Origin of the sequence: Microbacterium sp. NPDC077644, assembly GCF_040702785.1 — a bacterium.
In the GTDB taxonomy this organism is placed as follows: domain Bacteria; phylum Actinomycetota; class Actinomycetes; order Actinomycetales; family Microbacteriaceae; genus Microbacterium.
The window spans coordinates 1-12670 of sequence record NZ_JBFBME010000005.1 but is presented as its reverse complement, the minus strand read 5'-3'; the positions used below and the strand labels follow the sequence as shown (position 1 = coordinate 12670).

General features: G+C 64.1%; 12 protein-coding genes and 3 tRNA genes. 5 read left to right on the top strand and 10 right to left on the bottom strand.

What is annotated here, in order from left to right:
* Positions 1 to 71: 71 nt before the first annotated feature.
* Positions 72 to 1061 (bottom strand): tRNA lysidine(34) synthetase TilS, encoded by a 990-nt coding sequence (gene tilS / locus AB0269_RS14540; protein ID WP_366211967.1) that lies wholly within the window; start codon positions 1059 to 1061, stop codon positions 72 to 74.
* Positions 1062 to 1209: 148 nt separating this feature from the next.
* Between tilS and ppa the strand changes: the two genes are divergently transcribed.
* Positions 1210 to 1701, top strand: coding sequence for an inorganic diphosphatase (gene ppa / locus AB0269_RS14535; protein ID WP_175986846.1), 492 nt, complete (start codon positions 1210 to 1212; stop codon positions 1699 to 1701).
* A 59-nt stretch (positions 1702 to 1760) separates the two neighbouring features.
* Here the strand turns inward: ppa and AB0269_RS14530 are convergent, their stop codons facing one another.
* The gene (locus tag AB0269_RS14530; RefSeq protein WP_366211966.1) at positions 1761 to 3176 is read right to left on the bottom strand and encodes a M23 family metallopeptidase; all 1416 of its coding nucleotides are present in this window, start codon (positions 3174 to 3176) and stop codon (positions 1761 to 1763) included.
* A 183-nt stretch (positions 3177 to 3359) separates the two neighbouring features.
* On the opposite strand from AB0269_RS14530, the gene AB0269_RS14525 reads away from it, so the two are divergent.
* The 3 genes from AB0269_RS14525 (at position 3360) to AB0269_RS14515 (ending at position 3678) form a co-directional block, all read left to right on the top strand.
* A tRNA-Glu gene (locus AB0269_RS14525) sits at positions 3360 to 3432 on the top strand.
* A 27-nt stretch (positions 3433 to 3459) separates the two neighbouring features.
* Positions 3460 to 3533 (top strand) — tRNA-Asp (locus tag AB0269_RS14520).
* Positions 3534 to 3605: 72 nt separating this feature from the next.
* Positions 3606 to 3678: transfer RNA gene (locus AB0269_RS14515), tRNA-Phe, on the top strand.
* Positions 3679 to 3892: 214 nt separating this feature from the next.
* On the opposite strand, the gene AB0269_RS14510 is transcribed toward AB0269_RS14515, so the two are convergent.
* From AB0269_RS14510 to AB0269_RS14475, 8 genes are all read right to left on the bottom strand, one after another.
* The gene (locus tag AB0269_RS14510; RefSeq protein WP_366211965.1) at positions 3893 to 4483 is read right to left on the bottom strand and encodes a hypothetical protein; all 591 of its coding nucleotides are present in this window, start codon (positions 4481 to 4483) and stop codon (positions 3893 to 3895) included.
* 355 nt (positions 4484 to 4838) lie between these two features.
* Positions 4839 to 5210 (bottom strand): hypothetical protein, encoded by a 372-nt coding sequence (locus AB0269_RS14505; protein WP_366211964.1) that lies wholly within the window; start codon positions 5208 to 5210, stop codon positions 4839 to 4841.
* Complete coding sequence (locus AB0269_RS14500) at positions 5207 to 5641, bottom strand: hypothetical protein (protein ID WP_366211963.1); 435 nt, start codon at positions 5639 to 5641, stop codon at positions 5207 to 5209. The genes AB0269_RS14505 and AB0269_RS14500 overlap by 4 nt, the downstream gene beginning before the upstream one ends.
* Positions 5642 to 5850: 209 nt before the next feature.
* The gene (locus AB0269_RS14495) at positions 5851 to 6951 is read right to left on the bottom strand and encodes a tyrosine-type recombinase/integrase (protein WP_366211962.1); all 1101 of its coding nucleotides are present in this window, start codon (positions 6949 to 6951) and stop codon (positions 5851 to 5853) included.
* A gap of 7 nt (positions 6952 to 6958) precedes the next feature.
* Positions 6959 to 7198 carry a hypothetical protein gene (locus AB0269_RS14490; RefSeq protein WP_366211961.1) on the bottom strand — a complete coding sequence of 80 codons (240 nt, stop codon included), beginning with the start codon at positions 7196 to 7198 and terminating at the stop codon, positions 6959 to 6961.
* Positions 7185 to 8546, bottom strand: a complete 1362-nt coding sequence (locus AB0269_RS14485) for a replication initiator (RefSeq protein ID WP_366211960.1) — start codon at positions 8544 to 8546, stop codon at positions 7185 to 7187. The genes AB0269_RS14490 and AB0269_RS14485 overlap by 14 nt, the downstream gene beginning before the upstream one ends.
* A gap of 397 nt (positions 8547 to 8943) precedes the next feature.
* On the bottom strand, positions 8944 to 10275 hold the full coding sequence (locus tag AB0269_RS14480) for an FtsK/SpoIIIE domain-containing protein (RefSeq protein ID WP_366211959.1): 1332 nt from the start codon (positions 10273 to 10275) through the stop codon (positions 8944 to 8946).
* Positions 10276 to 10349: 74 nt separating this feature from the next.
* Complete coding sequence (locus AB0269_RS14475; protein WP_045278962.1) at positions 10350 to 10748, bottom strand: hypothetical protein; 399 nt, start codon at positions 10746 to 10748, stop codon at positions 10350 to 10352.
* Positions 10749 to 11054: 306 nt separating this feature from the next.
* Here AB0269_RS14475 and AB0269_RS14470 point away from each other — a divergent pair, with 306 nt between their 5' ends.
* Positions 11055 to 12590, top strand: a complete 1536-nt coding sequence (locus AB0269_RS14470) for an AAA family ATPase (RefSeq protein WP_366211958.1) — start codon at positions 11055 to 11057, stop codon at positions 12588 to 12590.
* The last annotated feature ends 80 nt before the right edge of the window (positions 12591 to 12670 follow it).

Sequence of the window (12670 nt, the reverse complement as noted above, 5' to 3'; positions counted from 1 at the left end):
CCGCGGGTCGTTGAGCGAGGGCACAGCCCGAAGACGAAACGGGCTGAGCGAGCGGAGCCAGTCGAAGCCGCCTACTTCGCCGTGAAGACGATCCCCACTCCGCGGCGCGCTGCCGAGCATCCCGGCAGGTCGATCGGGCCCTGACCCGACCAGTCCGTGACGAGCCGCGCGACCTCGAGCGTCTGCGATCGCGTCAGGCTCACGCCGAACTCGCTGTCGACGACGAGGCGGATGATCCGGTTGCGCAGCGCGGCCGGATTCGCAGCGAGCGCTGCGACGCTCACAGAGATGCCCGCTTCGGCGTGCTCGACGATGTCCTCGATCGTCTCGTGGATCATCTCTTCGAACGCCTCGGCGTCCTCGCGCAGCTGCTCGGCGGTGCGTGCCAGGGCCTCGGCGATCCCGGGCCCGAGCTCCGTCTCGAGCACGGGCAGCACGTTCTCGCGCACCCGCACGCGGGTGAAGCGGTGGTCGCGGTTGTGCGGGTCGTTCCAGGGCTCGAGATCGGATGCCGCGCAGAACGCCTCGGTCGTCGCACGGCGCACGGCGAGCATGGGGCGAATCCAGATCGTGCCGTCCTCGTCCTCGCGGCGCGGCGCCATGCCCTGCAGACTCGTGGCGCCCGACCCGCGGGACAGCCCGAGCAGCACCGTCTCGGCCTGGTCGTCGAGCGTGTGACCGAGCAGCACGGCGGCGGCGCGCTCCCTGGCCGCGACAGCGCGCAGAGCCGCGTACCTCGCGTCGCGCGCCGCAGCCTCCGGTCCGTTCGCGTCAGCGGCGACGTCGACGCGCTCCACGATCGCACGGCTGCCGAGCGCCTCGGCATTCGCGGCGGCGGATGCCGCGGCATCCGCAGAGCCCTCCTGCAGGCCGTGGTCGATCGTGACGCTGACGACCTCGATCCCGCGCGAGCGCGCCTCGAACGCGGTGGCCGCCGCGAGCGCGAGCGAATCGGCGCCGCCGGAGAGGGCGACGATCACCGTCGCCCCCTCGGGGAGGCTCCCCAGCGCGGTGCGCACGGCGAGGCGGATCTCAGCGATAGCGGGGCTCAGTGATGGCACCTCACCACGCTAGCCGCTGGACGTTCAGCGCGTTCGCGCTGTTCCTGCTGGCATTGACCGGGCTTCTCCCCAGACCGCTGAACAGGCTCGTCGGGGCGCGCAGGTAAGCTTGCTCCGGCATCCCTACCGATTTCCGAGGAGCATACGCATGGGCGCACACGACGCCGTCATCGAGATCCCCCGCGGCAGCCGCGTCAAGTACGAGGTCGACCACGAGACCGGCCGCGTCCACCTGGACCGCGTTCTCTACACGACCTTCGGGTATCCGGCCGACTACGGCTACTTCGACAACACGCTCGGCGAGGACGGCGACCCGCTGGACGTTCTCGTCCTGCTCGACCACGCCATCTACCCCGGCGTCGTCGTCGAGGTGCGCCCTGTCGCCGTCCTGAAGATGAGCGACGAGGCCGGCGGAGACGACAAGCTCGTCGCCGTGCTCTCGAAGGACCCCCGCTGGGCGCACATCCAGGATGTCGGCGACCTGGCCGAGTACACGAAGAAGGAGATCGCGCACTTCTTCGAGCACTACAAGGACCTCGAGCCGAACAAGTGGGTCAAGGTCGACGAGTGGGGCGACGCCGCTGAGGCGCAGCGCATCCTCGACGAGGCGATCGCGCGCTTCGGCGAACAGCAGCACTGATCTGACGACGAAAGCCCCGGCTGCGGCCGGGGCTTTCTCGCGTCTGGGGGCATCTGCGGTCAGACCGAGATGCCGCGCGCCGCCAGGAAGGCGATGGGGTTCGTGTAGCCGCCGTTGATGTAGACCTCGAAGTGCAGGTGGCAGCCGACGGACGCACCGGTGTTGCCGGCGTAGGCGATGACCTGGCCCGCGCTGACGCTGGCGCCGCTGCGCACGGCGAAGCCGCCGTTCACGATGTGCGCATACCCCGTGGCCACGCCCCCGCCGTGCTGGATGCGGATGTAGTTGCCGTAGTTGCCGTTGGGGCCCGCGTAGTCGACCGTGCCGGAGTGGGCGGCGAAGATCGGAGCGCCGCAGCCATTGGCGAGATCGACGCCGTAATGGTATTCCGAGCACGTGGGGCACGGCCTGGGACGCCAGCCGAACCCGGCACTTCGCCATCCGCCGTGTGGGCGCACCCAGCCGCCGGTGCCGGCCGATCCGCCACCACCGCCGCCACCACCGCCGCCGGTGTTGTTGTTCTTGGCGGCTTCTTCCGCGGCCTTGCGCGCCGCCTCGGCAGCGGCCCTCCGCCGCGCCTCCTCCGCGGCCTTGCGGACGCGCTCTCCCTCTTGGTAGTCGGACACGGTCTTCGCCGTCGTGTCCTTGAGCGCGGCGAGCTGGGCCTGCAGGGTGCCCAGGTACTCCGTCTGCTCGTCGAGCGCGGCCTGGGCGGCGTCGGCCGCCTGCTGGGCGGCGATCATCTTCTGCTCGGCGATCTTCTGCAGCCGGTCGCGCTCGGTGCGGGCGACGGCGGCCTGGTCGCTGAGCGACTGCGCAGAGTTGCGGGCCGCGACGGCCTTGTCGTAGACGGACTGGTTGTAGCCGAGGAGCTTGTCCATCGTGCCCAGACGCGAGAGGAGCTCATCGGCGTTCGCGGCCGAGCCTGAGAAGAACAGCTCCAGGGCGGTGTCATCGCCGCCGTTGCGGTAGAGCTGCCCGGCGACCTGGCCGGCTTTGCGTGCGGACTCGTCGGCGATCTGCGCCTGCTCGTCGGCCTGCGCCTGGAGCGCCTCCGCCTCGGCGATGGCCTCGAAGTAGGCCTGCTGCGCCTCGTAGAACTCGTTGCCGGCGGCTTCGGCGGCCTCCTGCGTCTCGGAGACCTTCTGGGTGAGCGACTGGATCAGGCCCTGGATACGGGAGACCTCGGACGCCTTCGCCGCCTCGTTCTGCTTGGCGCGCTGGACGTCGTCCCAGCTCGGGTACGACGCGGCATAGGCGGCGCTGACGCCGGAGCCGATGCCGAAGGCGCTGAGAGCGGCGACACTGAGGACGCCGACACCGAGGGCGTTGCGGCGCGTCAGCCCGCTCTTGTCCCAGAGGGTACGACGCTCGGCGGTGCTGGGCGCGCAGTTGCAGGAGTCGCCTGCTTCGAGCGCAGCATCCATCGGGGACTGCTCGACGTCCACACGGCCCCTCTCGCCGAATTCACTCATGCCACAGTAACAACATCTTTAACATCCGCAACAGAGTTGACGTCTGCGGATGGGGGCACGGCCCTGCATTCATCGTCCTCCCGAAACGCCCGGGGTACTGGCAGGCTCGCCCTCGATTCGTGTTTTCGTCGAAACATCCCTTATGCTTGAGCGTCGGCAAGGAAGTCCCCCGGGACGCCCTTCGGCCCCATCGTTTAGCGGCCTAGGACGCCGCCCTTTCACGGCGGTAGCACGGGTTCGAATCCCGTTGGGGTCACTCCATCCGATACAATTGAAAAGTTATGGCCCTGTAGCGCAGTTGGTTAGCGTGCCGCCCTGTCACGGCGGAGGTCGCGGGTTCAAGTCCCGTCAGGGTCGCTCTAAGCGACGGGCCCTTTTTTCGAAGAGGGCCTTTCGTCTAGGATGCGGCGGATTTACGATGTGCCGCATGGCTCTGTAGCTCAGTTGGTAGAGCGCACGACTGAAAATCGTGAGGTCACGGGATCGACGCCCGTCGGAGCCACAAGGATGACCGTTACAGTCATCCCAGAAACCCTCGCGTAGCTTCTACATCGCGGGGGTTTTGCTTTTGCCCTGATCAGAAGCGGTTTCTGAGCCGCTCCCCTGAACTGTTCCGGCCCCGGCACTGAACGAGCAGAACTCCCGATCGTTGAGCGAGCGAAGCGAGACGAAACGCGCTCTCCGGGCGCTTGTGCCGGTATTGTGCCGGTTCGCCCTCAGATTCGTTCATCCGGGATGATCGCGAATGTCGTCAACGACTCCACGAACAGGAACATCTTGTCGGGTGCTTTGCGGCCTCGCCTGATCTTTCCCCACAGCGCGAACGCAGCTCCGGCAAGATCCTCCACGGAGTCGAGTTCCCAGTGATCAAGCAACCGTCCGAGCATCTCATTGCTGATGCGAATGCTGGGTTCTGTCTTGCTGCCGGTGTTCAACCAGGCTCCGTCGTCGACTGCCTTCGCGTAGCGAATCGTGCCCCAGTACACCCGCTCGCGATCCCGGTACTCAAAATCGACGCGAGACATGTGCGCACAGTAGTCGCGCACCGTCGTGCGGGTTCCGTTGGCCAGGTGGAGCGATGTCCTCTCCTCACCAAAGGACGGCACCGTAACGAGGAGCCGCAGGAGCCGGTTCAGTTTGAGGCCCGGATACGAGCCACGGGCGGAGCCGTCGCGATCGGTGTAGCTGCGTCCGGGACGGTCAGAGTCAACAGGCGGAGTATCGAGGGCGGTGTGTCCAATCGCCGACGCATCAGCGCCGCGTAGCGTGAAGCCATCCTTCTTGGCAGCACGCTCCTCTTCTGTCATGAGATTCTCGACCGTCGACGTGTCGGTCGCCTGGGAGGCTAAGTCGCAGGGCTCATTGTGGGGACGTGCCCCGAAGCAGGCAGGTCGTCCGTTTCGGGATGGTCGAACGTAGTATGCGTCCCCGCCGCAGCCTGCGCAGATCAAGTCCCGTCTCAGCTCTTCGCGGAGCGCGTCGTCGAGCTCAGCGAAGTCTCTGGCCAAATAGGACTGGTTCGTGCTTCTTACCGTTGCTAGTTCCATGGGGTGACCGTAGCGAGAGCCTCGGACATACCCGCGACATCCACGCGAATAAGAAGCTGGACCCGTTGACCAGTGTTCACTGGGCGGGTCCGCAGTCCAAGGATATCGTGGGCCGCTATGACTCCGGCTTAGCGTCACGCTCCCGGTTGGCCCGCTCAACATGGGTAAGCGCGACCTCGGCGTCGAGTTGCTCGTCGGTCAGATACCGCCTGCGCTGGTCGCTCGTTATCTCAGGAGGCAAGGCCCCGACTCTGGCTCCGATCAGGTCTCGCGCTTCCTGGACGTCGATGGGCACGTAGGTCAGTTCACCGTCCCACACGTAGTCGACGAACACGCCCTTGTTGAGATGGAAGCGTCCGGAGTCGGGGATGTACACGTACGTCCACAGCTCTGGATTCACCACGCAGAGCCAGAGAAGCCTCTCCCCTGCCTGCACACGGAGCAGTCTCCACTCACTGTTGTCGGATGGATCCGTGGAACCACTCATCGCTCATCCTTCGACCTCAGCGGGAGCCGCTCGTCCCACTCCCAGACACCGACAGGGACATCACCATCGAACACAGGGCGGATCTCGGCACGCGCGTTGGTGTGCGAGTTGCCCAGCAGGGCACGACGATCCGCCGGGACCAGCAATCCTGACTCGTCCGGAAGCTCGAACCATCTAGCAAGCACGCTCAAGTCCAAGTCCCAATCGAATCGAGATCTCTCCTTGAACTCCGTTTCTGATGCCGTGATGTCCCGCACAGCCCGTAGCTGTGTCCAGCGGTTCACACCCATGAGCACGGCAACTACGTCGTCGTATCGTCCAACCATGTCCGCGCGGCCAGAGTGCTGTGTGATGTGACACCACTCGCACATAGCGATCACTCCAATGAGACGCTGCACGTGCGCACCATTCGAATCGATGAACTCCCACATCTCGTTGCAGTCAAGGCCAGATCCGCCCTCTGTGCCGCGCCCACACACCTCGCACTCCTGGCCAGCCCGCTCGGCGGTACGGCGACTGAGGTCCTGCCATCTGGATCGCGGGAGAAACGCTCGCAAGTTCGACCCCCATACGGTGCGCGGAAGACGATCCGCGCGCAGTGCGAGCAACGTCCCTTCCTTGAATCGCTGCCACACAATGGTCATGACTCCTCCGTCCACTTGAGTGAATCCAGGGCAGCGTTCGCTCGAAGCGCCACGTCCGACCGCGCCCGGCTGTAGCGTTCGGTGACCTGCAGTGACGAGTGCCCGAGAATCGCCTGCACATCGTTGGCTGCGGCTCCTGCGTCAAACAGGAGGGTCGCCAAGGTGTGGCGGAGATCGTGAATACGTAGCTCCGGGCGATCGAGCTTCCGCCGCAGGGCATCCCAATCCACGGCTCGACGCACGTTCGATGGGTTGAGCGCTCCGCCTCGTGGTCCCGAGAACGCCAGGTCACTTCGGCGCTTGCCGTTGATGGCATCTTCGACGTACGGGAGGAGCGCCTGAGGCAGGGGTACGGTCCGCTCCTTGTGACTCTTCGGACTTTGCTCGATCATCGTCCCCGAGCGCCCCATTGAAAAGTTGCGGCGTACGTGGATGACTCGTCCGGGGACCTCGATATCCTCGACGCGAAGAGCGCCGGCTTCTCCCGCTCGCATTCCTGTGTACACGAGGGCTGCGAGATAGGCGCGATACGGTCCAGCTTCCACAGCATCGAGCATGATCCGAACCTCGGACACTGAGAGTGCTCGCGATCGCACACTTTGAGCACGCTCGTCGCGAGGCCGACGCACAAGCCGAGCCGAGTTGGCTGCGATGACATGCGCACGTGCCGCACCATCCAGCAGCCTGCTAAGCATCGACAACGCGTCATTTCGCGTCGAAGCGGAGCCGTCCCAGCCGTTGACCGCTTGCTCGATATCACCGACTGTGATCGTTTCGATCTTTCGATGCCCGAGCCACGGCTTCACGCGCTTACGCCAGGCAACGTCATAGGCACGTGCTGTCGCGGGTCGCACACCGGCGTCGATGGTCGGCCAATATCGGGCGTGCCAGGCGTCAAGGGTCATGGCTCCGTCGGGCCGAACGCTCGATTGCACCTCCGCGCGCAGGCGTTTCGCTTCCGCGAGAGATCCGACGAGAAAGCTACGTTCTCGACGCTCGCCGCCGATACCGACAGCCCACACACGCACTTGGTACTTGTTGCGATCAGCACGATAGCGAATACCATCCGGCAACTGGCGTCCCGTCTTCGGATCCAACCGACCGTCAGAAGACACCGGTGCCACCCCCTGCGAGAAACACTTCGATCGTCGAGGCCTTCCAGAGCATGTGCTTGCCCATGCGGGCATCAGGGAAAGGCACACGTGCTTGACGACGCAACGAGTCGAAGGTCGACAGAGGCACTCGGCATCGGGCTGCGACCTCACGACGGGTCAAGTACTCGTCCGTGCGCGTGTTCGTGTCGATCTGCCTGTCTTCCAGTTCCAGCTCTTCACGCATGATCATTCCCTTCTCGTTGAATGGGCCGTTCTCGTCGGCTGTCATGCCAATCACGCGCCGCACGGGACGCCTCGAGCGCGAGGGCTCGGTCTCCATCAGTGAGCCACCCCATGCCCGCAAAGCTCCAAGCACCGATGACGAGCACGTCCTCGGAACGCACGTTCTCGTCAACGCTGGCGCGCTCGATCAGCCGCTCCAGCCGCCACCGCCGTCGTGCACCACGTAGCGATCCGAGGGTCACGGAATAGCGGCGAGACTTTGTGGAGAAGTGCCCACGAAACCCGAGCATGTGCGCCCACTTTCCGAGGAGCAGATATGCACTGTCCGACTCCGCAACTTCGGCGATTTCGGATGCCACCGCTTTGAGTCGATCTAGGTGAACACGCCGTCCTGCACCCCCGATGTCTTCAGTTGCCTTCGTCGCGTACTTCGCGATGTAGGCAGCAACCGCACGGTCAGACAAGCTCCCATCGAGGCCTTCGCGCTGCACGATCGCCTGCACGTCCATCTGCGTGCCCCAACGGAGCTCCCGCTGGTCCACCTCACCGGGCAGCCGAGGCGCTGGGAGCACGACGTCACAGGCTGCGCTGCGAATTGCCCTCACAAGCACAGACTCCGTCGCGTCGAGAGGCGGTGCTGGGAAAGGGTCGACGTCATCTACGCCATCCAGCCGCACGATCGCATGGAAGTGAACCGCACCACGTCGCTGAAACTCCGCGACCTTCGCGAACTGCAAGCGCACGATCTCGGAAGCCGCGCGGTTCGACATCCCCAGCTCCCGCGCAAGCCGACGACGCAACATGATCGTGAAACGTCGCCAGAGTTCGGGCGCGTGAAACTGCCAGGCGATATGACCCGCATAGTCGTAACAGTCCGCGCAGATGGGCTCCCCCAATTTGGGGTCATCGGCCGCGTGGCCACACTCGCAAGCTCGCGCCTTTCCATGCATGCAGACACCACTTCTCCGTGTGCGTCCGAGCGAGTGCACAGCCCCGAAGGACGGCGCCGTGAGGGTGAGGAACACCATTGGATGCGCCGAGATAGTTTCCGGCACGCCCTTCATCCCGCCTGCGGCACCGGCCATGATCATGTGCCAGGTATCCCCCTTGTACTCGTGGCTGCAGGAGGCACATCGACGAGCACGCCGATTTCCACACCGCACATAGGTGAGCCCGTCAGGTTGCGTAGCCGAGGAGAACTGAGCGAGAACCTCGCCGCTCTCCCCCGCCAGCGTTGTGGACTCGCCCGAAAGCCTCACCGGGTTCGAGCAGTAGCCGGTGCGAGAAGCACCCTGGAGCCACTGATCGAACTCCGGACTCCGGAGGCGCCGAGCAACGGAGACTCCGAGGTTCATCGCTCAACCACCACTACGGGAACTGCACAACCCAGGTCGCGAATCAAACCGTCGGAATCATGACTCCAAATCACACGACAGATAGCGTCGCTCTGGCCAGACTGTCGCCGTACGTCCTGCCACCGAAGGATCTGCGCGTCAGTGCATGCGTCGTTGGCAAGGGTTCCCCCGTAGAGATCGAGGTCAGTCTGCTCTGCCAGAGTGGGTAGGTCGTAGACCGCCGTCCAACCAGGACCGCTCCCTTCGCGCTCAACCCCGAGGTTGCAGGGAGCAGACCAAGCGCTCAGTTCCGACTTCACGGAGCTGTCCGCCGTTCTCGGACCCGTACCTGAGGCGCATCCTGCCGCAGTAATGACGGCAACTAGGCCGAGGATTGCGATGGCCGAGTGCTGAAGATTCATGATTCCTCCTGATTGTTTGAAGAACGACGCGGCTGCCTCGTCCTGGGTTCGCGCTTGGGCTCGCGCGCAGCTTCTGGAATGACGATTGGGATCTGAGTGAGCGCGAAATACGACAGCGCCGCATCGCGGATCTGCTCGTCAGGGACGTGAGCGGCACGAACACGCACTGGTGGCGTCCCGTCCTCGGGCACGACGTAGGCGACGCCCGGTGTAGCTGGCGAGATCTCGTGGCACCGTGCACCGCCCTCGACCGCCCCATCGCCCAAGACCATCGCTGTCTCTGTGCGGTCGCGAAGGCGAAGCCCGATCGTTTGGGTGAACAGCCCGCGCGCTGGCAGCGTCTCCTTTCGGGGATCCTGCAAGCACGCGAAGACGACGAAGCCAACTGCCCGGCCTTGAGACGCGAGAGTAGCCAAGGCGGCGTTGGCTCGACGCAGAAGATCGCGGTCCGTCTCATACGCGGTGAGCGCCGCGAGTTCGTCGATCAGGATGATGACCAGCGGACTGTCAACGCTCGCGACGTGCTTACGGGTGTGGCCCGCCAGCTCTCGTGCTCGGGTTTGCATGGTCGCAACCGCATCCTCGAGCAGGGCAACAGCGAGGGGTGCATCGTCAGCGAATCGCGTGAGCAGCGCGCGCCCCATGGCGAGCTCCATGCCGCCCTTTCGATCGATCCCCCATACCTGAACCGTGCCCTCGTGGATCGGCCGGACGAGGCCCATGAGAAGCCCCCAAACGAGCGATGCCTTGCCACTGCCCGAAGAACCGGCCACGAGAGTGTGCGGGCCCACTCGCAGTCGCCACTCCCTTCCACCGTCCGCGATCCCCATCGCGACTGACCCGCCATCCCAGCTACCGCCCAGAGGCGTAGTGAACGTCTGCCCGAGAGCGTCGACAAACTCGAGGTGCAATTGGAGAGCACTGATCTGCTGTCCGTGCACGGAGGCTCGGAGCGCGGAGAATGCCTGCGCAATCCGGTCGCTGGCGGACACAAGTTCCTCACGGACGAGCCCTTGCGGAAGAGAGACAGAGGCAACCAGCGTCATTCCTTCCCAACGAGGAGTCCCAAGACCCGCGAAAATCGTCCGTCCGTCGAGGGTTCGAATCTGCAAGCGCAGCGTGTGCGCGAGAGCCGGCCATGCTGCCTGCACATGCAAGGACATCTCTCTCTGCCACCGACGCAACAGGACTGCATGCATGTCGCGACCAGCCAGTAACCGCCGTCCGACAACGACGACGATCATGGCGAAAATTAGGAGCACGATCACGTTTCGCGGGGTTTGGAGGAAGAAGGCGAACGGCGTCAGAATCAATGCGATTCCGAGCATCCACCGTCCAATGCGCCACAGCCGGGGCCTCTCCCCTGCCCAGTACTGGCGAAGCACGGAGCGCGGATAGGCCATCACTCACCGCCGCGAGACTTCGGAGCGGGCTTCATCTCTGCTGCGCGGAGTGAGTACGCCACACGAGGGCGGCCACCGGTCTCCTTGACGTAGGGAGTGACAGACAGCCCCTCAAAGAAAACCGGACGGAACGGGAGGCCGTTGGCCTCAGGCGGGGCAGTTGGCTCCGCGATGCTCGCGAGCTTGACGGTGACCTCGTTCTGTCCCTTGCGAGCGTCGGGATCGGCGTCGATTACGCGAACCTGCCACAGAGGGTGACCGGTGTTCTTGTCGAGATCCTGCCCCTGACGCTGTCCGTCGTCCGACCACTTCACGACGGGCTCGACCTCGCCGACCATGAAGGCCCCGCGCGGGAAGTACGCCTCGAAGTTGACTGGGATGGATGTCTGGATTGCCATGGTGTCCTCCTGTTTGAGTTGTGTTCCCGCAACTGCGGGTACAGCTCAAGACTGCGAAGACACCCCGACAGACCTGCCGCGGTTTTCGGTGCTCAGCACCAAAGGAGGCGCACAAGAACCCCAAGATCTCGACCGAAAGGCAGAGAACGATCCTGTTCAGAGGGCGAAAATCTGCCGCAGACTGGCACGGGATTCTCGCGGTAGTCGGCGCGCTCCAGACGAGCGAGCTCCAGACGGGTTCGGTCTAGCATCCGGTCGCCGAGCGCGCATCAGTGCTGCGGCAAGTCAGCGCACGACATCAGGTGCATGGGTGCAGCGTTCGAGCCGGACCTAAGGTGTGAGAACTTTCTTTACTCATTCAAGGCCGGCCTGACGGCCGGCACCGCCGCCTGCGGTGCGTCCGGTCCTCGCTTCGCTGCGGTCCGGGCGCTCCTCGGCTGTCGCCCCGCACAGGTACCGCTTCGGGCGCAGATCACCAACCGCGACTACGCTGACAGCAATGCTTTCGCATCCACACACCAGCCGGGAGAGACATTGAGCCTCACGCTACGTTTCGAGTCGGTCACGTTTAACGACGGCACGAAAGTAGACCTGCCCAACGCGGGTGTTGTGATCTTTACCGGCCCAAACAATGCCGGCAAGAGCCAAGCGCTCCGTGACATCCTCGGCTATGCCCAGGACGGCATTGGCTATGGTGGCACCGTCCTCTCGTCCGCGGAGACAACCCGAAGTGGGAGCAGCGATGACGCTCACGCCTGGGTGCACGCCTCTCTGTCCGTCAAGATGATCGATGGCGTTGAGCGCGTCAGTGTCGAGGGCTGGGGCAACGTCACGCCAAACGACATCGTTTCGTACTGGGGGCACCCGCCCGGGCTGGGTCCCCTAACACGTACCTTCGTCCTCCACGCGGACGGAACGAACCGGCTCTCAGCGGGAAACGCGCCCAGTAACTTCGACTATCGGGTCGACTCTCCATCTCATCCACTCCAAAGAGCGGCTCGAAACCCGGACCTTGAGGCAGCGATCAACTCTGTTTGCCAGGCAGCTTTCGGCGTCGATGCGTTTGTTGATCGCTACGCCGGTTCCGTGATTCCTCTCAGAATCGGAACGAAACCGCCGTTCGAGCACATCGACGGCATGCCTTTGCAGAGCTACCTCGACGAATTGGCCGCCCTACCAACGCTAGAGACCCAGGGCGACGGATTTAAGAGCCTTCTCGGCCTGATGATGCAGTTGCTGGGAGGTGTGCACCAGGCGCTGCTCATCGATGAGCCCGAAGCATTCCTTCATCCGCCCCAAGCACGGCTTCTTGGTCGCCTCCTTGCAACGCACGCAAGCGACAAGCAGGTGTTCCTCGCGACACATAGCTCCGGAATTGTCCAAGGTGCCCTCGAAGCTGGCGTGCCTGTCACGATCATCAGACTCCGTCGCGACCACAACACGAGCCACGCCGCAGTGCTTGACGATGCGGCGGTCACTGAGCTTTGGTCAGACTCTCTTCTCCGGTACTCGGATGTTCTTGACGGTCTTTTCCACGATGCAGTAGTCGTGTGTGAGAGCGATTCGGATTGTCGTCTGTACTCGGCGGTGAACGATATCGTTCAGTCCAGTAGTAGCGACCGTCCGATGCAGCTGCTGTTCACGCACTGCGGCGGCAAGGCACGCTTGCCAATGGTCATTAAGGCGCTGCGTGCGGTTCAGGTCCCAGTCGTCGCCATCGCGGATTTCGATGTCCTTCGCGAGGCGAGGGACGTGCAGAAAATTATTGAAGCGCTGGGCGGAGAATGGGATGAGATTCAACCGCTCCAGCGCGTGATCGGTTCCGCACTTAGGCCGTGTTGATTAAGTCGGTCTTGATCCAGATGAGGGTCGAGGAGAGGCAGATGGCAGCGCGGTAGTTTCGGGCGAGTTTGTCTGATCGC

Bases quoted from the DNA above. Each gene is read 5' to 3' on its own strand.
- ppa (WP_175986846.1), top strand. From the start codon at position 1,210: ATGGGCGCACACGACGCCGTCATCGAGATCCCCCGCGGCAGCCGCGTC.
- AB0269_RS14480 (WP_366211959.1), bottom strand. From the start codon at position 10,275: ATGCTCGGAATCGCATTGATTCTGACGCCGTTCGCCTTCTTCCTCCAA.
- AB0269_RS14475 (WP_045278962.1), bottom strand. From the start codon at position 10,748: ATGGCAATCCAGACATCCATCCCAGTCAACTTCGAGGCGTACTTCCCG.
- AB0269_RS14470 (WP_366211958.1), top strand. From the start codon at position 11,055: ATGGGTGCAGCGTTCGAGCCGGACCTAAGGTGTGAGAACTTTCTTTAC.
- AB0269_RS14485 (WP_366211960.1), bottom strand. From the start codon at position 8,546: ATGAACCTCGGAGTCTCCGTTGCTCGGCGCCTCCGGAGTCCGGAGTTC.
- AB0269_RS14510 (WP_366211965.1), bottom strand. From the start codon at position 4,483: ATGACAGAAGAGGAGCGTGCTGCCAAGAAGGATGGCTTCACGCTACGC.
- AB0269_RS14500 (WP_366211963.1), bottom strand. From the start codon at position 5,641: ATGTGGGAGTTCATCGATTCGAATGGTGCGCACGTGCAGCGTCTCATT.
- AB0269_RS14505 (WP_366211964.1), bottom strand. From the start codon at position 5,210: ATGAGTGGTTCCACGGATCCATCCGACAACAGTGAGTGGAGACTGCTC.
- AB0269_RS14530 (WP_366211966.1), bottom strand. From the start codon at position 3,176: ATGAGTGAATTCGGCGAGAGGGGCCGTGTGGACGTCGAGCAGTCCCCG.
- AB0269_RS14490 (WP_366211961.1), bottom strand. From the start codon at position 7,198: ATGATCATGCGTGAAGAGCTGGAACTGGAAGACAGGCAGATCGACACG.